Genomic DNA, 23,729 nt, shown 5'->3' with positions numbered 1-23,729 from the left:
GCCCGCCAGCGACCCGTCACAGGATCAGCATCGCGTCGCCGAAGCTGAAGAAGCGGTACCGCTGCGCCACGGCCTCCCGGTAGGCTCGCATGATCAGGTCGTGGCCGGCCAGCGCGGACACCAGCATCAGAAGGGTGGACTTGGGCAGGTGGAAGTTGGTCACCAGGGCATCCACCGCCTTGAAGCGGTATCCCGGGTAGATGAAGATGTCGGTCCAGCCCTCGCCGGGTCGGACCGTCCCGTCCTCGTCGGCGACGGTCTCCAGGGTGCGCACGGAGGTCGTGCCCACGGCGACCAGCCGCCCGCCCCCCTTCCGCACGGCATTGATGCCGGCGGCCGCCTCCGGCGAGACGTGGTAGAACTCGCTGTGCATCTTGTGCTGGGTGGGGTCCTCCACCTCCACCGGGCGGAAGGTGCCCAGGCCCACGTGCAGCGTGATCCGGTGGATCTCCACCCCCCGGGCCGCCAGCCGGTCCAGCAGCTCCGCCGTGAAGTGCAGCCCCGCCGTGGGAGCCGCCGCGGAGCCCCACTCCCGGGCGTAGACCGTCTGATAGCGCTCGGGCTCCTCCAGCTGCTCGTGGATGTACGGCGGCAGCGGCATCTGCCCCAGCCGCTCCAGCAGGTTCTCGAAGACGCCCTCATAATGAAAGTCGATGACCCGGCCCCCGTAGTCGGTGGGGCCAACCACGGTGCCGACGAGCAGGCCGTCGCCGAAGACGATCCGCTCGCCGGGGCGGGCCTTCTTCCCCGGTTTGACCAGGGTCTCCCACCGGTCCCGGTCGAGCCGCTTCAGCAGGAGCACCTCCATCGCGCCGCCGGTCTGCTCGCGAGAGCCGAGGAGCCGGGCGGGCATGACCCGGGTTTCGTTGATCACCAGCCCGTCCCCGGGGCGCAGGTACTCGGGCAGGTCGCGGAAGCAGCGGTGCTCGATGGCACCGCTTGCCCTGTGCACCACCATCAGCCGGGAGGCGTCGCGCGGCTCCACCGGCTTCTGGGCAATCAGTTCCTTGGGAAGGTCGTAGTCAAAGTCCGAGAGTCGCACTTCAGCGGGTCTCCACCTTCGTGCCGGTATAGTAGTGGGTCAGGATCTCGATGTAGCTCTTCCCCAGCAGGGCCATGCCGTGCGCGCCCCACTGGGACATGCCGACCCCATGGCCGTGACCGCTGCCGCTGACCACGATCGCCTCGGGTTCGGCCTTCGGCGCCGGTCGGGGCTCAGGCAGCGGCTCGGGCTGGGGCTCGGGCTGTGGCTCGGGCTGGGGCTCGGGCTGGGGCTCGGGCTGGGGCGCCGGAGCCGGCGTCGGTGCGCCACCCTGCTCGGGCTCCCGCGGGCGGGCGTCGCCCCGCGACGGCACCGTCGCGCCGGGCCGGGGCACCGCGCCCACGACGACATATCCGTGGGCCGAGGCCACCGCCGCGAGGCCCTCCAGCGGCTGCGCCACGCCGCCCGCGCCCAGGGCGTAGCTGCCGACGACCGGCCGGGCCCGGACGAGGCCGTCCGCCCCCAGCACGGCCACCGGAGCGGCCTTCGGCCCCTGCTCCGGCGCCGGATCCGGTGCGGGCTGAGGTTCAGATTCCGTTGCCGGTGCGGGCGCTGGCGCCGGCTCGGGCTCGACCGCCGGATCGGCGTCCGGGTCCGCCACGGACACGGGGCCCTCGGCCCCCGCCAGCGCGATCTGCCGGGGCGGCGCGGGCAGTCCGAGGGCGCTGCGCATCTGTTGCATGGTCAGGGTCCGGGAGCCCTCCGTGCCGACCACCTCCCAGGTAGCCGGCCTCCCACTGGCCGCGGGACGGCCCGGCGTGACCGCCGTCACCCGGCCCACGCCGAAGCCGGCGGCCTCCAGCCGCTGGCTGAACTCGTCCACCGTGAAGGTGCTGGACCAGGCAGTGTACCGGTTCTCCGGCAGGGCATCGTAGTCGGGTACCCCGCGCAGGTACCCCTGCGGCGACCCCCCGGTCCAGATATCCTCGTTGTTCTCGGTGTGGCCGCCCGAAGAGGAGTGGTAGTAGGCCGCAACGACGCGCCCCTGGTAGGTGATCACCTCGCCGGCCGTGGCCAGGACCGCCGCGGTGGCGCCGGGCTTCTCCTGGGCGATGCCCAGGTAAGCCTGGTCGTCGACGGTGGCGCGCAGGTCGAAGCCGTCCTCGGCCCACCGCCCCAGGTTGGCGACGGCGTAAGAGCGGGAGGCCACCGCCTGGGCCTTGAGCGCCTCCTCCGGCCAGCGGTGATCCATCTCCGCCGGGACGACGGAGAGGAGGTAGTCCTCCAGGTTGACGACGTTCACCACGGACAGCTGCCCCTTGGCCGTGACCACCAGCTGGATCTCGCCGCGGTAGGCCCTTCCCTGGAAGCTAATATACCCGCCGGGGAAGGGCACCAGCCGGACAGGGCCGGCGAACCACGACTGCAGGGGCTCCACGAACAGGCCGCCGCCGGTGAGGACGGCGCGCACGGAGGCGCCGGCCGGCACCTCCCCCAGGACCCCGCCGTCGGCGACGATCCAGAGGCCGCCTGTGCTGCCGATCTCCGCCGCCGTCTGGCCCCACGCCAGGCCGACCCGCACCGGGAAGTCCGCCGGCGGCGCCGGGACGGCCTCGTCCCCCGTCTCAGCCAGGGCGATGCGCGACCACGCGCCCGGCACGGGAGTCACCAGAACCAGCAGGAGCGCCGTGAGCAACGCCGTGGCAAGGGTGAAACGGGCTCGCAACGGGGCCACCGCCTTTACCTCAGGTTGGGAAAATCTATGACTCAATCGTTCGCTCCATCAAAGATGTTCTCCTCCCTGCGGGCGCAGAAAGGGGGTCGGCTGCCCGACCCCCTCACGCATTCGTCCCGCGCCAGAGCGCCCGTTCCGGCCCCCCGGTCGGGCCGGTCATCGTCCCCCGGACCGGTGCGCTTCTGCCCGGATGGGCATTGCCGGCCCTGGCTTCCCTGCCCCGGCCGGTTCCGCTGCCGGGCCGGGTTGCCCCGGTCGGGGTTGCCCCGGTTGGACCGGCCGGTCGCCTCCGTCGTCATCCCGCGCCGAACGGCCGTTGGCGGAGCCGTTCTTGCCGGGGCCGCCCTTGTCGGAGCCATCCTTGCCAGCGTTCGCCTTGCCGGCGTTACCGGGCCGGCCGTCATCGAGGCGGCTGCCCTTGGAGTCACCCTGGGGCGCGCCGCCATTGCCCGGGCTGTCCTTGCCCGGGCCATCCTTCCCTGGGTTGCTCTTGCCGGGGTTGGCCGCGCCCGGGCCATCCTTCCCTGGGTTGCTCTTGCCGGAGTTGTCCTTGCCCGGGCCATCCTTCCCTGGGTTGCTCTTGCCCGGGTTGTCCTTGCCTGGGCCATCCTTCCCTGGGTTGCTCTTGCCGGGGTTGGCCTTGCCCGGGCCATCCTTCCCTGGGTTGCTCTTGCCCGGGTTGTCCTTGCCTGGGCCATCCTTCCCTGGGTTGCTCTTGCCGGGGTTGGCCGCGCCCGGGCCGTCCTTGCCTGGGTTGCTCTTGCCAGGGTTGTCCTTGCCCGGGCCATCCTTCCCTGGGTTGCTCTTGCCCGGGTTGTCCTTGCCCGGGCCGTCCTTGACCGGGTTGCTCTTGCCGGGGTTGGCCGCGCCCGGGCCGTCCTTGACCGGGTTGCTCTTGCCGGGGTTGGCCGCGCCCGGATTCCCCTTGCCTGGGCTGTCCTTGCCCGGCTTATCCTTCCCCCGGTCACCCTTGCCTGAGCTGTCCTTGCCGGAGTTGCCGGTCCAGAGGTTCCACCAGCTGTTGCTGTGCCGCTCCTCCCGACCGTCGTCAGCCCGCCCGTGGACGCCCCTGTCCCCGGCCGCGGCCGGCGTGGCGGCCGGCTGCGCCGGCGCCCGCCGCTGCTCGGCCCGGCTGAACACCTCGCCGGGGTCGATGCCCAGCGACTTCAGGAACTGGCCGGGCGGCACGTCGCGGATCGCGTCCGCCGTCACCTCCGGATGGTCGGCCTGCACCTCCTCCAGGATGATCAGCCTGGGCACCGTCAGGTCCTGTCGGCGGGCCTCCTCCACCTCGTCGGGGGTGGCCTGCACGACGGCGACGCCGGCCAGCGGGGCGGCGCCCTGACTCTCAGCCTCCTGAACCACCACGAACTGCAGGGCGCTGCGCGACTGCTCCACGATGGACTGGGTCAGCCCGGCGGACCGGCCCGTCCCGGCAAGCGGCGCCACCGCCACCACGACGGCGCTGTCGTCGGCGGCGGGGTTCAGCTTCCCGAGCCGGATGGCCTGCGCCGCGATGGCCCGGGTTACCGCCTCGACCGGCCGCCGGCGCCACTCAATCTGATCCAGCACCTCCTGGCCGTCCGCGTTCAGGCCCTCGGCCTCCACCACGTGCCGGCGGCCGTTCACGGTCAGCTGGATGCTCGGGTTGATGTCGATCATGACCAGCGCGGCCGGCTGGGCCAGGCTCCAGTGCCAGTACCCGACCGGCGCCAGAACCGCCAGCAGCACCGCGGCGGCTGCCGCCGCCCATATCCGGGCCCATCGCCGCAGCCCGGTCCCGGCATCCAGCGCGGGCACGAGGATCTCATCGCCCACCGCCGGGTCTCCGGCAGGCAGGGGAACGCGCCGGAACTCGCCCGTGGGGGTGAGCACGATCCCGGTCTTCCCCTCCACCTCCAGCAGAATGCCCTTCTGCATATGCGATGCCTCCTCGTGCATCTATACCGCGATGTAGCCTCGCAGGTAGACGAAGTCCTCCAGGAGCAGCAGCGCGACGGCGATGATGTACTTGCGCTGTCGCTCCAGCGTCTTGCGGCTGACCTCCACCCGCCGCTCCAGCTGCTTCAGGGGGAGCTCCCGGCGGCTGAGCAGGTGCCCGGCGAGCGCCGGGTCCTCGGCCACCATGCGGGCAATGGCGATCGCCCGTTCCCGGGCGTCGACGTGCTTGGGCGACGCCTCGACGAGGTCGCTGAACCGGATGCCGAACTCCGCCAGCCGGCGGGCGTAACGGGCGATCTCCTGCCTCCGTTCCTCGGCCTCCACCTGGCGCTGATGGGCGGCGATGGCCTCCTGCATCTCCAGCCCCTGCAGGGGGTTGCCGGCGTCATCTTCGGTTGTGAACTCGCTGAGCGGAACCTCCACCCGGCCCGCGTTCCGGCGGTAAAAGTCCACCAGCCGCCGCCGGATCACCATCTCCGCAAAGGGGATGAACGCGTTGCCCCGCTCCGGGTCGAACTTGTCGATCGCTTCGTTGAGGGCGATCAGACCCACCGAGACCTCCTCGTCCCGCCCGACCCTGAGATAGCGGCCTGTGACCTGGCTGCCCACCCGCAGGACGAGCGGTGTGTAGGCGCGGATCAGCTCTTCGCGTGCGGCCTTGTCGCCGGCCCTGGCCGGCCCTAGCAGCCGTTCCGCGGGAGAGGGGCCCCGCTCACCCGTGCCGTCCGAGAGGCTCAGCAGGAAGGTCAGCAGCAAATCCGTCACCTCTCGTCTGTCAGAGTGATTCGCCGGCGCTGCGCCGTTTCAGGGGGCAACCGCAACGGGAACCCAGTGGAACCCACGTGCGCCGGTAGGTCAGAACAGCCGGGGCTGGACCGGGCCCTCGGGCTCGTCGGGGTGATCGGTGTAGGGGATGTTCAGATACTCGTAGGCGGCCCGGGTCGCCACCCTCCCCCGCGGGGTGCGCTGCAGGAAGCCGATCTGCATGAGGTAGGGCTCGTACACGTCCTCGATCGTCTCCGGCTCCTCGCTGGTGGCCGCGGCGATGGTGTCCAGGCCCACGGGGCCTCCGCCGTAGTGGTGGATGATCGTCAGCAGCACCTTGTGATCCACCGTGTCCAGCCCCATGGCGTCGACTCCCATCATCCGCAGGCCGGCGTCAGCCACGTCGCGGGTGATGACGCCGTCCGCCCGGACCTGGGCGTAGTCCCGGAGCCGTCTCAGGAGCCGGTTCGCCACCCGGGGCGTCCCCCTGGAGCGGCGGGCGATCTCCCGGGCCCCGCCCGGATCGAGCGGCACGTTCAGGATGCGGGCCGCCCGCATCAGAATCCGGGTCAGCTCCTCCTCGCTGTAAAACTGCAGCTGCAGCACCACGCCGAACCGGTCCCGCAGCGGCGAGGTGAGGGCGCCGTAACGGGTGGTGGCGCCGATCAGGGTGAACCGGGGCAGGTCGAGCCGCAGGGTGCGCGCCGCCGGCCCCTTGCCCAGGATGATGTCGAGGGCGAAGTCCTCCATGGCCGGGTAAAGCGTCTCCTCCACCAGCCGGTTGAGCCGGTGGATCTCGTCGACGAAGAGCACATCCCCTTCGGAGAGCTGGGTCAGGATCGCGGCCAGGTCGCCCTGATGCGAGATCGCCGGGCCGGACGTGATGCGCAGGTTCACGCCCATCTCGTGCGCGATGATGTGGGCCAGGGTCGTCTTGCCCAGCCCGGGCGGCCCGTACAGCAGCACGTGATCCAACGGCTCGCCCCGTTTCTTCGCCGCCGCGATATAGATGGAGAGCTGCTCCTTCACCCGCTCCTGGCCGGGGTAGTCCGCCAGCCGCTGCGGACGGAGGGTTTCCTCGATGCGCGCGTCCTCCGGCCTGCGGTGGCCGGAGACGAACCGTTCCTCACTCATGCCGCATTACCCCCGGTAGAGTTGCTTCAGAGCCAGGCGGACCAGGGTCTCCACCGACGGCGCCTCGCCGGCCTCGGCCCGCACCCGGGCCAGGGCCGCAGCCGCCTCGCCGCGGCTGTACCCCAGCGCGATGAGCGCCTCGGACGCCTCGGCCCAGGCGTCGCCGGCCGGAGCCACCGCGACGGGCAGGCCGTCAGGAACCCCCCCGCCCCCGGCGGGCACGGCGCCGATCTTGTCCTTCAGCTCCAGCACCAGCCGTTGGGCCGTCTTCCGGCCGATGCCGGGCACCCGGCAGATGGCGTCGAGGTCCTCGAACGCCACCGCCCGCCGGAACGCTGCGGGATCCGTGGTGGAGAGCACCGCGAGGGCCACCTTGGGCCCGACGCCGTCCACCCGCAGCAGCAACTCGAAAAGGTCGTACTCGGCCTGGGTCAGAAAGCCGTACAGGGTCAGGGCGTCCTCCCGCACCTGCAGGTAGGTGTACAGCTGCACCGCGGCGCCCTGGGCCGGCAGGCGCGACCGCGTGGAGGCGGGGACGAGGCAGCGGTAGCCCACCCCCGCCACATCAATGACGACCCAGTCGGCGCCGGCGGTTACCAGCTCGCCGCGCAGATGTGCAATCATGCTACGACAGACCTCCCAACCGGGCGGTGAGCCGCTCGCTGTGCAGGCCCGCCAGGGCGACGGCCAGGGCGTCGGCCGCGTCGTCCGGCTTCGGGATCTCCGGCAGCCCCAGCAGGGCCTGGACCATGCGCTGCACCTGCGCCTTGTTGGCGCGGCCGTAGCCGGTGACGGCCATCTTCACCTGCATCGGCGTGAACTCCCGGACCGGCACGCCGCTGTCCGCCGCGGCCAGCAGCACCACGCCCCGCGCCTGGCCCACGTGGATGGCCGTGGTCACGTTCCGCCCGAAGAAGAGCTCCTCCACCGCCAGGGCGTCGGGCCGGTGCCGGGCCATGAGGTCGGCGAGGCCGCGGTAGAGCGCCTGCAGCCTGAGCTCCGGCCGCATGTCGGGCGGGGTCTCCAGGCAGCCGTACTCCACCGCCCGCTCCCGCCCTGCGCCCGCGTCCTCCACGATGCCGTAGCCCATCCTTGCCGTGCCGGGGTCGATGCCGAGAATCCGCAAGGGCCCACCACCTCAGTTGCACGTTCGCTTACCGTTGTCTTGTTCGGGGTCCGAACAGGCTTGTCCTGCCCGGGCCCGGATTTCCGGTTGAAGCGAGCCAGGAGGCATGCTATTCTCAGGGAGTCGTAGAACCATACCTCAACTAACGCGCTGGCGGAGAGGGGACCCGAATATGGCAACCAGACGCCGCACGCTGTCCATCGTCCTGGCCGTCCTGCTGTTGCTCCTCGGGGGCTTCGCGGCCACGGCCTGGTTCGGCACGGGCCCGGTGAACGTGCTGCTGATGGGGCTGGACGAGGGCAGGACCCGCACCGACGTGGTGGTCCTGGCGCACCTGGAGCCCCGCAAGGGGATGCTCACCCTGCTGTCGCTGCCCAGGGACACCCTGGTGGAGATCGACTGCGCGCCCCTCAGCGAGTGGTGCGTGACGCCGGACAAGCTGGCCCACGCCCACGCCTACGGCGGCGAGCGCGGGCCGGAGGTCACGGTCGAGACGGTGGAGCGGCTCCTGGGGGTGGACATCGACCACTGGGTGCGGGTGGACTTCGAGGGCTTCCAGAAGGTCGTGGACCTCTTGGGCGGCGTGGACCTCGTCATCGACCAGGACATGCATTACGAGGACCCGTACGCGGACCCGCCGCTCCACATCCACTTCGAGGCGTCGGAAGAGCCGCAGCACCTGGACGGGCAGCGGGCGCTGGAGTTCGTCCGTTACCGCGGCGTCACCGGCGACATCGGCCGGACCGAGCGCACCAAGCAGTTCCTGGTGGCGCTGGCCCGGAAGGCCCGGGAGACCCAGTCGCTGACCCGGCTGCCCTCGGCCATCCGCACGGGCCTGGCGTACGTCGACACCGACATCGACGTCCGTACCGCCTTCTCCCTGGCCATCGCCGCGCTGCGGGTGGACCTGGACAGGACCCGGATGGAGACGCTGCCGGGCTGGGACGACCCCGGACACCGCCGGGGCTGGGTCTGGGTGCCGGACGAGGAGGCGGTGGCCGAGGTGGTCGACCGGCTGATCCTCCACCCGGAGCCGCCGGCTGATGAGCCGGAGGTCGGAAGCGAAGACTAACTTGCTGTCTGGAAATCATGTCCCGCCTCCCCAAGCCTCGCGGGGATAGGTATAATAATTGCGGTGCGTATTGGCGCGGCTAGTTTGCATTTCAGTTGATCCTGAATCCGTGCGCAAGACAGGAGGTAGTCCCATGAACCTACGTCAGCGGGCGGCCGTAGCGCTCCTCTCCCTGTGCGCCCTGGTCCTCAGCGCCTGTGGCGGCTCCCAGCAGCCTCCCAGCAACCAGCCCCCGTCGGGCGGCGGGCAGCAGCAACAGCAGCAGGAGCCGCAGGGGTCGGCGGAGCCCAAGGAGATCGTGGTCTACACCTCGCACCAGGCCGACATCCACGAACCGCTGTTCAAGGCTTTCGAAGAGGCCACCGGCATCAAGGTGACCCCGGTCTACGCGGCCACGGGCGAGCTCTTCCAGCGGATGCGGGCGGAGGCCAACAACCCGCTGGGCGACGTGATCTTCGGCGGCGGCGCGGAGACCCACGAGGCCAACAAGGACCTCCTGCAGCCCTACGTGCCCAAGGAGATCGACAAGCTGGCGCCGGGCACCGTGGCCAAGGACAACAGCTGGACGGGCTTCACCGCCCTGCCCATCGTGATCATGTACAACACCAACCTGCTGACGGCCGACGAGGCGCCCAAGAGCTTCGCCGACCTGACCGACCCCAAGTGGGCGGGCAAGATCGCCATGCCTGACGCGGCCAAGTCCGGCTCCGCCTACACCACCGTGGTGACGATCCTGCACGCGATGGGCCGGGACGACGGCAAGGGCTGGGAGGTCATGAAGCAGATCGCGGCCAACGCCAAGATCCTGGCCTCGTCCTCCCAGGGCCCGAAGGGCACGAATGACGGCGAGTACGCCGTGTCCCTGACCCACGAGGAGGCGGCGTTCAAGTACGTCGCGGCGGGCGGCCCCGTGGGGATCGTCTACCCCGCAGAGGGCACCTCCAACGTGCCTGATGCCGTCGCGATCATCAAGGCTGCGAAGCACCCGGAGAACGCCAAGGCGTTCATCGACTTCATGGTCTCGCAGCAGATGCAGGAGTACGTGGCCAAGGAGCTGAACCGGCGTCCGGTGCGCACGGACGTCGCCCCGCCGGAGGGCCTGGAGGACGTGTCGAAGATCAAGTTCCTGGACTACGACATGGACTGGGCGGCGAACCAGCGCGAGGCCGTCCTCGACCAGTGGAAGGACATCGTGGTCCAGTAGCCGGCGGCCCTGATGGGGTGCTCCCTTGACGGGAGCACCCCACTGTCCTCATTGGGATGCGAACTTGTCAACGTGGAGGTCGGATGAATGTCGAAGGTCACCATCGAAGGAGTTGTCAAGCGCTTTGAGGGCCACACGGCGGTGAACGGGGTCTCCCTCACGGTGGAGTCCGGGGAGCTGTTCACGCTGCTGGGGCCGAGCGGCTGCGGCAAGACGACGCTCCTGCGGGTGCTGGCGGGCTTCTACCGTCAGGACGAGGGCAACGTGCGGTTCGGCGACCAGCTCGTGAACGACGTTCAGCCCCACAAGCGCAACACCGGCATGGTGTTCCAGAACTACGCGGTGTTCCCGCACATGACCGTCTTCGACAACGTGGCCTACGGCCTCAGGGCCCGCCGCGTCGGGGGCGAGGAGCTGAAGCGGCGGGTGATGGAAGCCCTGGAGATGGTGAGGATGGCCGATCTCCGGGACCGCATGCCGGCCCAGCTCTCCGGCGGTCAGCAGCAGCGGGTGGCCCTGGCCCGGGCCCTGGTGATCCAGCCGCAGCTGCTGCTGATGGACGAGCCGCTATCCAACCTGGACGCCAAGCTGCGCATCGAGATGCGGACCGAGATCCGGCGGCTGCAGCGGCAGTACGGCATCACCACCATCTACGTCACCCACGATCAGGAGGAGGCCCTGGCCATCTCCGACCGCATCGCCGTGATGAACCAGGGCCGTGTGGAGCAGGTGGGCACGCCGAGGGAGATCTACTTCCACCCGCAGACGGTCTTCGTCGCCGGCTTCATCGGCACGACCAACCTGCTGCGGGGTCGGGTGGAAGGCGGCCAGGTCAGGGCACTGGGCGCCGTGGTGCGGGAGGTGGCCGCCCCCGACGGCGACTGCACGGTGGCCGTCCGGCCGGAGAAGATCGCCCTGGGCGGAGGCGAGGTCACCTTCACCGGCTTCGTGGAGGAAGCGCTGTTCGTGGGCAGCGCCACCACGGTGTTCGTGCGGACCCCCGCCGGCGAACGCATCGAGGTCCGACTCCCCAACGAGATCGACCCGCCCCGGGTCGGCGAGCAGGCCACCTTCGGCTTCCGGCGCGCCGCGGCGGCGGTCTTCGGCGCACAGGGCGAGGTGTTGCCGTGATGGCGGGCGCGCGGTTCTGGCGGAAGTGGACGTTCTGGCACTGGGTGACCGCAGTCTCGCTGCTCGTCCTGGCGGTGGTGCTGGTCTACCCGGTGGGCCAGCTGCTGATCAAGTCCTTCGTCGCCAAGGACGGCGGCTTCACCCTGAAGAACTACGTCACCTTCCTGAGCAAGCGATACTACCGGCTGGCCCTGACCAACAGCCTCTGGGTCTGCACGGTCTCCACGATCATCGCCACGGCCATCGGCGTCCCCATGGCCTTCCTGCTGACCCGGTACCGGCTGCCGGGGAAGCCCCTCATCCGCACCCTGATCATCCTGTCGCTGCTCTCGCCGCCCTTCATCGGCACGTATTCCTGGATCGTGCTCCTGGGGCGGGCGGGCATCATCACCCGGGCCATGGAGGCCATCGGGATCACGCTCCCCACCATCTACGGCCCCCGGGGGATCATCCTGGTGTTCTCCCTCCACTTCTTCCCCTACGTCTACCTGTTCACGTCCGCGGCCCTGCAGTCCATCGACCGGTCGCTGGAAGAGGCCGCCGCGAACCTGGGCGTGAACGGCTGGACCCGCTTCCGCACCGTCACCCTGCCCCTGGTGCTGCCGGCGATCTCCGCCGGCGCCCTGATGGCGTTCATGTCCGCGCTGGCCGACTTCGGCACGCCGCAGCTCATCGGCGAGGGCTTCCAGCTCCTGCCCATCGCCGCCTACTCCGAGTACATGAACGAGATCGGCGGCAACCCCGGCATGGCCGGCGCCCTGTCGATGGGGCTGGTGGTCATCTCGGCCGTGGCCCTCTTCCTGCAGCGGTGGGTCACGCGCAGGAGCTTCTCCATGAGCAGCCTGCGGCCGCCTGAGGTGGTCGACCTGCCGCTGGGCCGGAAGATCCTCGCCACCGCCTTCTGCTACCTGGTGGTGCTGGTGGCGATCCTGCCCCAGGTGGTCGTGGTCGTCTCCTCGTTCCGCAAGACCAAGGGGCCGATCTTCCTGAGCGAGTTCGGACTGGACAACTACATCACCATCTTCGACCGGGTGCCCGGGGCGGTGGCCAATACGTTCCGGCTCTCCACCGTGGCCATCGTCATCATGGTGATTGCCGGCCTGCTGATGGCCTACGTGATCACCCGGCGGCGCAGCGCGGCCACGGCGGCGCTGGACGTCATGCTCCTGGTCCCCTACGTGCTGCCGGGCACGGTCATCGGCATCGCGCTGGTCACCGCCTTCAACCGGCCGCCGCTGGTCCTCACCGGCACGGCGACCATCCTCATCCTCTCCTACGTGATCCGCAAGATCAGCTACACCGTCCGCTCCGCCTCGTCGGTGCTGACCTCCCTCGACCCCTCGCTGGAGGAAGCTTCCATTAACCTGGGCGTGGGGCCGGTGGCCTCGTTCTTCCGGGTGACGGCGCCGCTGGTCTTCAAGGGCGTGCTCGCAGGCGCGGTGCTCTCGTGGGTGACCACCATCAACGAGCTCTCCAGCACCATCATCCTCTACCATGCGGGCACGATCACCATGCCGGTGGCCATCTACTCGCAGGTCATCTCCGACAACTTCGGCCTGGCCGCCGCACTCAGCACGATCCTGACCCTGGCGACGGTGGTCTCGCTCTGGCTGTTCAACAAGCTGGCGGGCAAGGACAGCGGCCTGCTGATGTAGCTCTGACAGCGGGGGCCCGATTCTGCGGCGCGCAACCGCGCCGCCACACAGGAGGTCGTTCACGTGGCGATCAAGGCGGTCATCTTTGACCTGGGCGGCGTCATCTTCACGCTGGGCGAGCAGGGGTACCGGCGGGAGGTGGCCCGGCGGCTGGGGCTCGGCGACGCGCTGCCGGCGGCCTATGAGGAGGCGCTGCCGGCCCTCCAGCGGGGCGAGCTTGCGGAGGACGATCTGTGGGAGCGGCTCTCCGGCAGGCGGGTGCCCCTCGACGCCTTTGATGACGCCTGGGAGGCGCACTTCCGGGTGAACCCGGAGATGCTGGCCCTGGCCGCCGAACTGCGGGACCGGGGCCTGAAGACGGCGATCCTGTCCAACACGCAGGCCTCCCACGTGGCCATCATGCGGCGCATGGGCGTGCTGGCCCCCTTCGACCCGGTGCTGATGTCCTGTGAGGTGGGCTGCCGCAAGCCGGAGCCGGCGATCTTCCGGCTGGCGCTGGAACGGCTCGGGCTCCCGGCGGAGCAGGTCGCCTTCGTGGACGACGTGCCTGAGTTCGTCGCCGCGGCCCGCAGCCTGGGCATCCACGGAATCCGCCACACCGGCGACGTGGCCGCGACCCGCGCGGCGCTGCTGGCGCTGGTGGGCGAGTAGCCCCGGCAAAGGAAGACCCCCACCGCAACCGGTGGGGGTCTTCTGCGTGCGCTCCGTCAGTTCGCCGACCCGTCGCCCGCGAACAGCGACTCGGCGACCTGGATGAGCACCTCCGGGTCCACGTCGCCGTCCAGCGTGATTTCGGTAATCCGGCCGTCCGGCTCTTCCACCCAGAGGTACAGCAGGTTCAGGCTGTCCGGCGTCCAGTCATCCGTGGGCTCCACCCCTTCCGGCGGCTCCACGTGGACGGGCTCGACGTCCTCCCGCAGGAAGGCCGGGTGTCCCGCCACCTCCAGCTGCTCCGTGCCCGGCGGCCAGGAGATCCACTGCGCCTCACCGAACAGCGACTGGCGGATGTGGATGCGCCGCCCGTCCGCCGACTGGTACGCCTCGGTCACGTAGAAGTGCTCGGGATCCTCCAGCAGCTCCCACTGTCCGTCCTCGGTGTGCAGCCACTCAAAGGCGCCCGCCGGCCCGTTCAGAAGCGTAAACCCTTCCGGGACCCAGGCCGGGCTGCGCAACGGGAAGGTCGCGAGCTGCGCCGTCTCCTCCGGCGAGTAGTACTCCGGCATGGGCATGTCCGCCGGCCAGTCGCCGGATACCCGCTGCGCGTACTCCTGCTGCGTCATGTTCCGGATGCCAACGCCCAGGATCCTCTCCACCGCGTCGGCCACCATGGACGAGTTGCTGCCCACCAGCAGCAGGCCCGCGACCGCGGCGGCGGCCACGCCGACCTTCCACCTGGCGCCTGCCCGCCGCCGCTGCGGGGCGGCCAGGGCGCGTCCGGCCAGTTCGGGCGAAAGCGCCGGGGCATCGGGCAAGGCGTCGGCGTACGTCAGAGAACGGAGGTACTGCTCAACCTGCGCGTCCGACCACTTCGTCTCGCTCACGGCTCAACCCCCCATGCTTCCAACTGCCGGCGAAGAAGCTGTCGGGCCCGGTGCAGCCGGCTGTGCACCGTGCCCACCCGCACCCCGGTGATGCGGGCGATCTCGGCCGCGTCCAGCCCCTCGAAGTAGTGGAGCACGACCGTCTCCCGGAAGCCGTCGGGCAGCGCACGGACGGCCCTGGCGACCGCCTGGCTCACGTCGGCCCGGACCGCCGCCGCGGCGGGATCTGCGGCAGGACCCTCCCCCGCCTCCGCCAGCCCTTCCAGCCCGGACCCTTCCCGGGTGCGCCGCCACCACCACGAGCGCCTGAGGTCCCGGCAGGCGTTCATCGTGACCTGGAGGAGCCAGGGCCGCACCCGGTCGGGGTCCCGCAGCCGGTCGGCGTGGCGGTAGGCCCGGATGAACACCTCCTGGAACACGTCCTCCGCCTGGGCCCGGTTCAGCAGGCTGGCGTAGGCCAGGCGAAGGACCGCCTCGCCGTGCTGCTGGATCCACGCCTCCACCGCGGCCTCCGCCGGGCGGGCCTCCGTCTCCCCGCCGCCGGTCTCCGCGGCGCGCAGCGGATCACCGGTCCCAACCATGCCCAACCCGCCGGCTGCGCCTGCAGACTCCACGACATCACCCCCCCGAAGCGGTTTCACGTATATAACGAAGCCCGGGCCCGATCCCTTCCCGGCTGGCGAGACCCCGCGGCTCTGACACGACGAAAGGGCCGGAGACGCTCCGGCCCTCGCCGTATGAAGATCAGCCGCGCCAGCCGCGCAGATCGCAGAAATCGCCGCCGAGCCTCTCCAGGACCTGCAGCGGCACCTCCTCCACCCGCCCGTCCGCGATTCGAAACGCCCCCACCTCCGTCGGCCCGTCCAGCGAGACGATGAGCCGGATCGCGTCCGGGTAATGAACGGCCTGCGCGATGTCGCTCTGCGAGGGCACCGCCGGCGCCTTCGGGTGGGAATGGTAGATGCCCAGGAGCTCCTCGCCCCGCTCTGCAATCCGGCGCAGCGCCTCCCCCTGGTGCTCCGGGTCCACCTCGTAGAGGACCGTGCTCCGCCGGGCGTTGTCCGTCGCGAAGGCAGAGGTGACCACGCCCTGCTTCCCGGCCAGAATGCCGCAGGCCTCCAGGGGCTTCTCCTCCAGGCAGTGCTCCAGCACCTGCTGCAGCAGGCGCCGCCCGATGACCAGCCTGCGCTGTGCGCTCACATCCGGTCCCCCCCTGCCGTACGGCCTGACCGGCTCAGCCGCCCGCGGACTGCACGGCGCGCCGCAGGTCGTACCACTCGCCATCGTAATGCCGCGCGATGACGATCCGGTGCTCGGACACCTGCCCGTCGACGATGCGCCAGGCCCGCGCCCGGGGGCGACGCCCTTTGAGCGAGATGATGATGTAATAGGCCTCGGGCCACGTGGCCTGCCTGATGTCGGTCTGCGATGGGACGGGGTCGCTGCTGACGTGGGAGTGGTAGATCGCCGTGATCTCCCGTCCCCTCCGTTCCGCCTCCTCGGCCGCGGCCAGCAGCTGGTAGTCATCCACGCGGTAGAGCACGGGGCTGCGCGCCTGGTTGTCGGTGGCGTAGCCGGCCATCACCTGGCCGGCCGCGCCCACCAGCAACCCGCACGCCTCCAGCGGCCGTTCCTCGTAGCAGTGGTTGATCATGCGGCGATAGATGTTTTCCGGGATGAGAATCCGGCGCTGCGGCGCGGCCAGCGGCCTCCCCTCCCGCCGGTTCCGCCTCCACCAGAGCACGAATCCGCCTCCTTCACTCTTGCCGGCCGCCGGTCGCGCCCGGCGCCAGGCCGCGGGCCGCCAGCATGGCCTCCAGGTCGCCGGCCCGCCGCTTGAACGCCGTCCGCCGGTTCTGGTCGATGATCCGCCGGGCGACCTCCGCCGCCACCGGCAGGCCGGGGTCAGCGAGAATCGCCTCCACCGACTCCTCCCGCACCGTCAGGGTGGTGGTGAGGCACGGCTCCGCGACGTGCCGGTTCAGGATCCAGACCAGGAAGCGGTCGGCGTCGGCGTAGCTGAACCCCAGCTCCCCCTCGTCCGTCTGGCCCGGCCACAGGCCGGCGGTGGGCACCCGGTGGACCAGGTCCTCGGGCAGCCCGGCGGAGGCCGCCATCGCCCGCACCTCCTCCTTGGTGCAGTCGCGGATCGGCTGCCGGTCGGAGATGCCGTCGCCGCGGAGGGAGAAGTAGCCGAGGAAGTACTCGACCCCGTTGCCGGTGCCCATCATCAGGCCCCGGAAGGTGTCGGCGAAGAAGCCGGCCGTCATGATGCGCAGGGTCGGCTTCATGTTGTGGATGGCCCACTGCAGACGCTCCTCCTCCAGCGGGACGCCGGCCTTCTCCGCCAGTTCCCGGGCCGCCGCTGAAAAGAGCGCAGCCGCCTGCTGCCACAGGTCGCTCAGGTCGATCGTCACCGCCGGGATGCCCAGGTGCGCGGCCACCCGCTCCGCATCCCGCACGTCCTGCAGCCGCTCGCCTTTCATCTCCTCCGGGGTGGAGCAGGGCAGGATCAGGCCAAGCGCCCCGTCCGGCGCCGCCTGCTTGCTGATCGCCGCCACCGTGGACGAGTCCACGCCGCCGGACAGGCTGTTGATCAAGGTTCGGATGCCGGACCGAGCCATGTACTCCCGCTCGCCGGCGGCCCGCTCGGCCAGGGAACGCGTTCTGTGCTGCTGGGTCATGCTCCATCCCCCTTGCGCGCCCGCGGTGGCCTCCGCCACCGGTCTATCGCTCTCCCATCAGGAACTGCTGCACTACCTGTATATAATACGCGACACCCACCGCAATGCACGATTCGTCGATCATCAGCCGGGAGGTATGCAGTCCGTGGGGGGCGGCGTCCCCGGGCGACCGGGCCCCGAGCCGGGCGAACGTCCCCGGCACCCGCTCCAGGTAGTAGGCAAAGTCCTCGCCGCCCATCGACGGCTCCATCCGCCCCACCCGGTCCTCCCCCAGCACGGCGGCCGCGGCCCGGCGGCCGGTCTCCGTCGCCTCCGGGTGGTTGACCAGCACCGGATAGCCCCGCTCGTACTCCATGCGGTAGGACGCGCCGGCGGCCTCGCACACCCCCCGGATGACGGCCTCGATCCGCTCGGGCATCCGGCGCCGCAGCCCCTCGTCCATCGTGCGCACGGTGCCGATGAACTCGACCTCATCCGGAATGATGTTGTGGGCGGTGCCGCCGTGGATCATGCCGACGGTAAGCACTGCCGGCTGGAACGGGTCCACGTTCCGGGCCACGACCTGCTGCAGCAGGGTGATGATCTGCGCAGCCGTGACAACGGGGTCCACCGTCTGATGGGGCCAGGCGCCGTGCCCGCCGCGGCCCGTCACGGTCACCCGCAGCTCGTCCGGCGCCGCCATGACCGGCCCGGACGCGAAGGCCATGCGGCCGGCCTCCAGGTAAGGATCGACGTGCAGACCGAAGATGGCGTCCACCTTCGGCTGGTCCAGCACCCCGTCGCGGATCATCAGCGAGGCGCCCCCGGGGTTCTTCTCCTCCCCCGGCTGGAAGAGGAGCACCACCGTACCGGGCAGGTCCTGCTCCACCGACTTCAGCGCCCGGGCGGTGGCCAGCAGGATCGCCGTGTGCACGTCGTGCCCGCAGGCGTGCATGACCCCCGGCCGCTCCGAGGCGAAAGGCAGCCCGGTTTCCTCCTGAATGGGCAGCGCGTCGATGTCCGCCCGCAGGGCCACCACGGGTCCCGGGCGCGTTCCCCCGAGGACCACGTGCAGCCCCGTGCCCCCGGCGAGGTGCGACCGGAACGAGCAGCCCAGGCCCTGCAGTTCCTCCGCCAGGTACTGGTGTGTGTCATGCTCCGCGAACGAAAGCTCCGGATTCCGGTGCAGCCGCCGCCGGACCGCGATCCCGTACTCCTCAACCGATCGCGCCAGCGCCCACACCTGCTCCCTGCTCAGCATCTCCTTCGGCCCCCCTCCCCTTTGCTCATCCCTATGGGTAGTACCGCGTCCGGCCTCCGATCCCCTGCTTCCGTGTACGAAACGGGGCACCCTCGCGGGTGCCCCGTAGAGTTAGAGGCTGACCTTGCCCCGGCTGGCCCAGCGCATCAGCAGGTTGCCGATCAGCACCAGGATGAGGATCAGCACCGACAGCACGGCCGCGGACTGGGGCGAGGCGAACGAGCTGAGGTGGTACAGGTGGTAGCCCACCGGCGTCGCCTTGCTGCTGTACAGCAGCACGGACATCGTCAGCTCGTAGAAGGAGGGCATGAACACCAGGAACCAGCCGCCCACCAGAGACGGGCCGATCAGCGGGATCGTCACGTCCCGGAACACCCGGCCCCACCCGGCGCCGCTGGAGAGCGCCGCCTCCTCCAGGGAGGGGTGCACCTGCTCCAGCGCGGCGGCCGCCTGCCGCACGGCGTAGGACAGGTGACGCACGAAGTAGGCGACCACCAGCATCCAGAACGTGCCGTACAGGTTCAGCCCGTACTTGCCCGAGAAGGCGATGATCAGGCCGAGGGCGAGCACGATGCCCGGCGTCGCGTTGCAGAAGGTGGCCAGGAAGTCCGGGATGGTCCGGAACCGGACCCGGGTCTTCACCTTCAGGTAGGCGATGAGCAGGCCGACCACCGTGCCGCCGGTCGCCGCGAGCACCGAGGAGAAGAGCGAGGTCCGCAGCGTCCGCCAGGTGACCTTGTCCTTCAGCACCGACCGCCACACGTCCAGCGTGAGGTTGTCGAAGGCGAACCCCCGGCCCATGGTCTTGACCAGGCTGGTCATCACCAGCGCCATGACGGGCAGGATGGCGAACACGAAGCAGGCGATGGCGAAGAGCACGACCATCGGCCACTTCCAGCGGCCCAGTTCCACCATGGTGGGCCGGGTGGACTTCCCGCCCAGGGTGAAGTACTCCCGCTTGGCCAGGTACCAGTTGGAGAACCAGAGCGCGATCACCGAGAGGATCAGCAGCACCACCGCGAGGGCCGTCGCCTCGTGCATGGCCTCAGGCGTGCCCACGTACACGTAGCTGATGATGCGGGTGGTCACCACCTGGATCCGGGCCTGGCCGCCGATCAGCGACGGGATGCCGAAGGCGGAGGCCACGGCGACGAACACCAGCAGCGCGCCGGCGGCGATGGCCGGGGCCGTAAGCGGGATGGTGATGTCCTTCAGCACCCGCATCGGGCCGGCGCCGGAGATGCGGGCCGCCTCCTCCAGCGACGGGTCCATCTTCTCCAGGGCCCGGCTGATCGACAGGAAGGAGAACGGGAAGTAGAACAGCACCAGGACCCAGATCATGCCGCCCATCGTGTAGATGTTGAGCGGCCCCTGCTCGATGCCCGGGATGAGCGCCCGGATCCACTGGTTCAGGTAGCCGATGCGCGGGTTCGCGAGGTACCCCCAGGCGATGGCCCCGACGAAGGGCGGGACCATGTACGGGGTGATGATCAGCGTGCGGAACACGGTCTTGAACGGCAGATCGGTGCGGCCGACCAGCCAGGCCAGCGGGAACGACAACACCGTGCCGAAAAGCATGGTGAGCCCCGACGCCTTGATGGTGTTCCACACGGCCGTCAGATTCGACTTGTTGGCGTAGACCTCGCGGAAGTTGCCCAGGCTGAAGTGGCCGTCGACGATGAAGCTGTTGATGACCAGCAGAACGATGGGGAAAATGCCGAAGAGAAGGAGCACGGCCACCGCCAGGGCGATGGCCACGCTCTTCGATTCAACGCGGAATCGCATGCTCACTTCCCCATGATCTCGACGAACTTGTCCTTGACCTCACCGCTGCGGGACGCCAGGTCCTTCCAGTCGACCTTGATGGCGCCCGGTGCGAACTCGGCCAGCGGCTTGGCGCCCTTGGGCGACTGGACGTCGGTGCGCACCGAGTGCATCCAGCCCGTCACGATGGCCTTCTGGCCCTCGGTGGAGAGCCACCAGTCGACGACCGCCTTGGCGGCCTCGGCGTTCTGGGTGGTCTTCAGGATGCCGATGGGCGACGGGACGATGATCACGCCGTCCTCGGGGTAGACGACCTCGACGGGCTCGCCGCGGTCCTTCACCTTCAGCAGGTTCTCCTCGAGGATGACCGCCACGGCGAACTCGCCGGTGACGAGCTTCGTCTCGACGGAGGAGTTGCCGCCGCCGATCACGGCGCCGTTGTCACGCAGCTGCTCGAAGTACTCCCAGCCGTACTTCTCCGACAGGGCGTAGGTGGAGACCAGCGCGGTGCCCGAGAGCGTCGGGTCGACGATGACCACCTGGTCCTTCCACTTGGGATCGGTCAGCTCGCGGAAGGTCTTGGGCGCGTCCTCGGGCTTCACCAGGTTGGTGTTGTACCCGATGACCACGTTGGAGATGCGCACGCCGGTGTAGGCGTAATCCTCGGTGTCCTTGTCCACCGCGACCGCGTCGAAGTTCTCGGACTTGTACGGGAGGAGCAGGTCCTGGTCCTTCAGGTAGACGTAGTAGGACGGGTCAGCGACCATCAGCAGATCGGCGCCGATCTTGCCGGCCTCGATCTCGGCGGCCAGCTTGGCCGTCACCTGCTCGGTGCCGCCCTGGAACCACTCGACCTTCAGGTTCGGGAAGGCCTTCTCCAGCTCAGGCGAGACCAGGTTGATGATGTCGGGGTAGATCGAGGTGTAGATCATCAGCGAGCCGGACGGGCCGGAACCGCCCGAGGACGACCCGGAGCCCGGCGTGGAGCCCGACGTGGAACCCGCAGGGGAACCGCTGCCGCCGGTGTTGGAGCCGGAGCTGCTGCCGCCGCAACCGGAGAGGAAGACCGACAGAGCCAGAATGAGCGAGAGCATAACCGCGATCCGTTTCATGTCAGAACCCCCTCATGTTGTTCAGCAATGGATCTAAAGCGGGAATGCGAATGCATGCCCGATGTGGAGCACAACCGTGTCACCCTCGTTGAACTGGTCCTCCAGCGGATTGCCGGTCACCCGGACCTCGCCGCCGCTGGTCTCGACGAAGTAGTCGATCTGGTCGCCCAGGTAGTAGCGGCGCTTCACGGTGCCCTTCACCGTGCCAACGCCGCTGCCCTCGCGGCTGATGCGGACGTGCTCGGGCCGGACGGCGGCCAGGACCCGCTGGTGGCTGCCTTCCGGCAGCTGCACCTTCAGCACCAGGTCGTCGCCGATCCGGATCGTACCGTCGGCGGACTCGACCGTGGCCTCCAGGAAGTTGACCAGGCCCACGAAGTCGGCCACGAAGCGGCTCTTTGGCCGGTCGTAGATCTCGGCGGGCGGCGCCACCTGCTCGATGACGCCCTTGTTCATGACGATGATCCGGTCGGACATCGCCATGGCCTCCGCCTGGTCGTGGGTGACGTAGACCACCGTGATGCCCAGGCGGCGCTGAATCTCCTTCAGCTCGAACCGCATGGCCTCCCGGAGCTTGGCATCAAGGTTGGACAGGGGCTCATCCAGGAGCAGCATCTTGGGCTCCGCCACGATCGCCCGGGCGAGGGCGACCCGCTGCTGCTGGCCGCCGGAGAGCTGGCTGGGCATGCGGTTCTCCAGCCCCTGCAGGTGCACGATTTCGAGCGCGCGCAGCACCCGCTCACGCATCTCCTGGCGGGGGACCCCGCGGATCCGCAGCGGGTAGGCGACGTTGTCGAAAACGTTCATGTGCGGCCAGACGGCGTAGGACTGAAACACCATGCCGATGTTCCGCTTCTCGGGCGGAACGTGGACCGAGGGGCTGCTGACGAGAGTGTCGCCCAGCCACACCTCGCCGTCGGTGACCTTCTCGAACCCGGCGAGGATGCGCAGCATCGTGGTCTTGCCGCATCCGGACGGCCCGAGCAGGGTGAGGAACTCACCGTCGGCGACGGTGGCGGAGAAGCCGGGGATGACTGTCACATCGCCAAAACGTTTTACGACATTGTTAAAGCGAATGTGTGCCATGATGTGCCCCCAATACAAGTCGAATGTTCGTAGGACCGCTTGTTAAGATTAGCTTCCTCCACCGATACTCCTGCCATCTCGCACTGAAATGACAAGTTATATCTTTCACAAGCGTCCCAGCAACGAAGGCCTGCCGGATCGCAGCAGGCCCTCGTCGCAGGTCGACATCTACTGTTCCTTCTTCGCCTCTTCCTTCTTCACGAACGTGCCCTTGGCGCCGCACGCGCACTTCTGGGGCTTGCAGCGCCCCTCCCGTTCCGCGCCGCACTGGGTACAGACGAAGACGGCCACTCGGACACCCCCTCCTCCCGCGGTGTTCAGCCTCAGCCTAACACCTGGAGAGGCATCGTGCGATGGTCAAAAAGATCTAAGTTTCCACTGATTGTGGTCGGGCGGCGGCCTGAAGTCCCTCCATCAGCACCCGCGCGACCTCGGGCCGCGTGAACTCGGGCGGCGGCGCCTCGCCCCGGTAGAGCATCTCCCGCACGCGCGTGCCGGAGAGCGCCACCCGCGCCTCGGGGCCGTGCGGACAGGTCTTGGGCGAGGCCATCGCGCCGCAGGTCCGGCACCAGAAGGTGTGGTCGAAGAACAGCGGCGTGATGCCCAGCTCGGCCGGGTCGAGGTGATCGAAAATGCGCTGCGCGTCATACGGGCCGTAGAAGCTCCCGACCCCGGCGTGGTCCCGGCCGACGATGAAGTGGGTGCAGCCATAGTTCTTGCGGCAGAGGGCATGCCACACCGCCTCCCTGGGCCCTGCGTAGCGCATGGCTGCCGGAAAGACCGCCAGCAGGATCCGCTCCCGGGGGAAGTACCCCTCCAGGATGGCCTCGTAGGCCCGCATCCGCACCGCCGCCGGCAGGTCGTCGTCCTTGGTCTCGCCCACCAGCGGGTGCAGCAACAGCCCGTCGCAGATCTCCAGCGCGCACTTCTGGATGTACTCATGCGCCCGGTGAACCGGGTTACGGGTTTGGAAGCCCACCACGGTACGCCATCCCCGGCGGGCGAACTCCGCCCGGGTCTCGGCGGGGGTGAGGCGGTACTCGGCAAACGGGGCGGGCGGGCGGTCCAGCAGCCAGACTTCGCCGCCCAGGTAGACCTCGCCCTGGCGCAGCAGCCGCCGCACCCCCGGGTGGGCCGGATCCGTAGTGCCGTAGCAGCGGGCCGCCTCGGCCCCCCGGTCGTAAGCGAACCGCTCCGCCACCCGCATCACCGCCATCAGCCGCCCGCCGGGATCCTCCAGGGCGATCTCCTCCCCCTCCCGGATGGACTCCGCCTCGGCGCGGCTCACGGCGAGGGTCACCGGCAGGGCCCAGAGAAGGCCGCTCGCCAGCCGCATCTCCGCCACCACCGAACGGTAGTCGGCCTGGCCCATGAAGCCGGTCAGGGGCGAGAGGGCCCCGTCGCCGATCATCTCCAGGTCCGCCGCCTCCCGGGCGTCCAGCCGCACGCGCGGCAGCCGCCGCGCCCGCTCCAGCGCCTCCTCCCGCGCCGGGCCCCGCAACCACCGGTCCACCAGCCGGCCGCCGTGGGGGGCTATCTGCGTCGCCACGTCCGCTC

At 69.7% G+C, this 23,729-nt stretch carries 23 protein-coding genes; 5 read left to right on the top strand and 18 right to left on the bottom strand.

Going from position 1 to position 23,729, the window contains the following annotated elements; genetic code table 11:
* Nucleotides 1-16 precede the first annotated feature (16 nt).
* The 7 genes from queA to ruvC all read right to left on the bottom strand — a co-directional run bounded on the left by queA (nt 17) and on the right by ruvC (nt 7,683).
* Complete coding sequence (gene queA / locus STH_RS05940; protein ID WP_011195296.1) at nt 17-1,042, bottom strand: tRNA preQ1(34) S-adenosylmethionine ribosyltransferase-isomerase QueA; 1,026 nt, start codon at nt 1,040-1,042, stop codon at nt 17-19.
* Between the two features lies 1 nt (nt 1,043).
* Entirely contained in the window at nt 1,044-2,717 is a 1,674-nt protein-coding gene (locus STH_RS17015) for a SpoIID/LytB domain-containing protein (protein ID WP_148205501.1), read from the bottom strand.
* A gap of 156 nt (nt 2,718-2,873) precedes the next feature.
* Nucleotides 2,874-4,637, bottom strand: coding sequence for an anti-sigma factor domain-containing protein (locus tag STH_RS17010; protein WP_050742137.1), 1,764 nt, complete (start codon nt 4,635-4,637; stop codon nt 2,874-2,876).
* Nucleotides 4,638-4,658: 21 nt separating this feature from the next.
* Entirely contained in the window at nt 4,659-5,423 is a 765-nt protein-coding gene (gene sigI, locus STH_RS05925; RefSeq protein WP_420834787.1) for an RNA polymerase sigma factor SigI, read from the bottom strand.
* Nucleotides 5,424-5,513: 90 nt separating this feature from the next.
* Complete coding sequence (gene ruvB / locus STH_RS05920) at nt 5,514-6,557, bottom strand: Holliday junction branch migration DNA helicase RuvB (protein WP_011195292.1); 1,044 nt, start codon at nt 6,555-6,557, stop codon at nt 5,514-5,516.
* A 6-nt stretch (nt 6,558-6,563) separates the two neighbouring features.
* Nucleotides 6,564-7,181 carry a Holliday junction branch migration protein RuvA gene (ruvA, locus tag STH_RS05915; RefSeq protein WP_011195291.1) on the bottom strand — a complete coding sequence of 206 codons (618 nt, stop codon included), beginning with the start codon at nt 7,179-7,181 and terminating at the stop codon, nt 6,564-6,566.
* 1 nt (nt 7,182) lies between these two features.
* On the bottom strand, nt 7,183-7,683 hold the full coding sequence (ruvC, locus tag STH_RS05910; protein ID WP_011195290.1) for a crossover junction endodeoxyribonuclease RuvC: 501 nt from the start codon (nt 7,681-7,683) through the stop codon (nt 7,183-7,185).
* A gap of 172 nt (nt 7,684-7,855) precedes the next feature.
* Between ruvC and STH_RS05905 the strand changes: the two genes are divergently transcribed.
* The 5 genes from STH_RS05905 (at nt 7,856) to STH_RS17005 (ending at nt 13,396) form a co-directional block, all read left to right on the top strand.
* Nucleotides 7,856-8,755: an LCP family protein gene (locus STH_RS05905; protein ID WP_050742136.1), complete on the top strand. Its 900-nt coding sequence runs from the start codon at nt 7,856-7,858 to the stop codon at nt 8,753-8,755.
* Nucleotides 8,756-8,888: 133 nt separating this feature from the next.
* Nucleotides 8,889-9,959, top strand: coding sequence for an ABC transporter substrate-binding protein (locus STH_RS05900; RefSeq protein ID WP_011195288.1), 1,071 nt, complete (start codon nt 8,889-8,891; stop codon nt 9,957-9,959).
* An 87-nt stretch (nt 9,960-10,046) separates the two neighbouring features.
* Nucleotides 10,047-11,090, top strand: coding sequence for an ABC transporter ATP-binding protein (locus tag STH_RS05895; protein ID WP_011195287.1), 1,044 nt, complete (start codon nt 10,047-10,049; stop codon nt 11,088-11,090).
* Nucleotides 11,090-12,745 carry an ABC transporter permease gene (locus tag STH_RS05890; RefSeq protein WP_050742135.1) on the top strand — a complete coding sequence of 552 codons (1,656 nt, stop codon included), beginning with the start codon at nt 11,090-11,092 and terminating at the stop codon, nt 12,743-12,745. The genes STH_RS05895 and STH_RS05890 overlap by 1 nt, the downstream gene beginning before the upstream one ends.
* 63 nt (nt 12,746-12,808) lie before the next feature.
* The gene (locus STH_RS17005) at nt 12,809-13,396 is read left to right on the top strand and encodes an HAD family hydrolase (protein WP_011195285.1); all 588 of its coding nucleotides are present in this window, start codon (nt 12,809-12,811) and stop codon (nt 13,394-13,396) included.
* Between the two features lie 56 nt (nt 13,397-13,452).
* On the opposite strand, the gene STH_RS05880 is transcribed toward STH_RS17005, so the two are convergent.
* The 11 genes from STH_RS05880 to sat all read right to left on the bottom strand — a co-directional run bounded on the left by STH_RS05880 (nt 13,453) and on the right by sat (nt 23,721).
* Nucleotides 13,453-14,286, bottom strand: a complete 834-nt coding sequence (locus STH_RS05880) for a hypothetical protein (RefSeq protein ID WP_011195284.1) — start codon at nt 14,284-14,286, stop codon at nt 13,453-13,455.
* Nucleotides 14,283-14,900: an RNA polymerase sigma factor gene (locus STH_RS05875; protein WP_050742134.1), complete on the bottom strand. Its 618-nt coding sequence runs from the start codon at nt 14,898-14,900 to the stop codon at nt 14,283-14,285. Before STH_RS05875 ends, STH_RS05880 begins: the two co-directional genes overlap by 4 nt.
* A gap of 130 nt (nt 14,901-15,030) precedes the next feature.
* Nucleotides 15,031-15,486 (bottom strand): Mov34/MPN/PAD-1 family protein, encoded by a 456-nt coding sequence (locus tag STH_RS05870; RefSeq protein WP_011195282.1) that lies wholly within the window; start codon nt 15,484-15,486, stop codon nt 15,031-15,033.
* Nucleotides 15,487-15,520: 34 nt separating this feature from the next.
* Nucleotides 15,521-16,030 carry a M67 family metallopeptidase gene (locus STH_RS05865; RefSeq protein ID WP_011195281.1) on the bottom strand — a complete coding sequence of 170 codons (510 nt, stop codon included), beginning with the start codon at nt 16,028-16,030 and terminating at the stop codon, nt 15,521-15,523.
* Nucleotides 16,031-16,043: 13 nt separating this feature from the next.
* Nucleotides 16,044-16,970, bottom strand: a complete 927-nt coding sequence (nadE, locus tag STH_RS05860; RefSeq protein ID WP_050742133.1) for an NAD(+) synthase — start codon at nt 16,968-16,970, stop codon at nt 16,044-16,046.
* A gap of 43 nt (nt 16,971-17,013) precedes the next feature.
* A complete protein-coding gene (locus tag STH_RS05855; protein WP_043713569.1) occupies nt 17,014-18,210 on the bottom strand; it encodes a M20 metallopeptidase family protein in 1,197 nt (398 codons plus the stop codon).
* 111 nt (nt 18,211-18,321) lie between these two features.
* A complete protein-coding gene (locus tag STH_RS05850; RefSeq protein WP_043713567.1) occupies nt 18,322-19,995 on the bottom strand; it encodes an ABC transporter permease in 1,674 nt (557 codons plus the stop codon).
* Between the two features lie 2 nt (nt 19,996-19,997).
* A complete protein-coding gene (locus STH_RS05845; protein WP_043713565.1) occupies nt 19,998-21,086 on the bottom strand; it encodes an ABC transporter substrate-binding protein in 1,089 nt (362 codons plus the stop codon).
* 33 nt (nt 21,087-21,119) lie between these two features.
* Nucleotides 21,120-22,172 carry an ABC transporter ATP-binding protein gene (locus tag STH_RS05840; RefSeq protein ID WP_011195276.1) on the bottom strand — a complete coding sequence of 351 codons (1,053 nt, stop codon included), beginning with the start codon at nt 22,170-22,172 and terminating at the stop codon, nt 21,120-21,122.
* A 168-nt stretch (nt 22,173-22,340) separates the two neighbouring features.
* A complete protein-coding gene (locus tag STH_RS19655) occupies nt 22,341-22,463 on the bottom strand; it encodes an RCKP-type rubredoxin-like domain-containing protein (protein WP_011195275.1) in 123 nt (40 codons plus the stop codon).
* Nucleotides 22,464-22,539: 76 nt separating this feature from the next.
* Complete coding sequence (sat, locus tag STH_RS05835; protein WP_011195274.1) at nt 22,540-23,721, bottom strand: sulfate adenylyltransferase; 1,182 nt, start codon at nt 23,719-23,721, stop codon at nt 22,540-22,542.
* Nucleotides 23,722-23,729 lie beyond the last annotated feature (8 nt).

The organism is Symbiobacterium thermophilum IAM 14863, from assembly GCF_000009905.1.
Classification (GTDB): Bacteria; Bacillota; Sulfobacillia; order Symbiobacteriales; family Symbiobacteriaceae; genus Symbiobacterium; species Symbiobacterium thermophilum.
The sequence above is the reverse complement of the archived record's forward strand: the minus strand, read 5'-3'. Positions and strand labels throughout refer to the sequence as shown.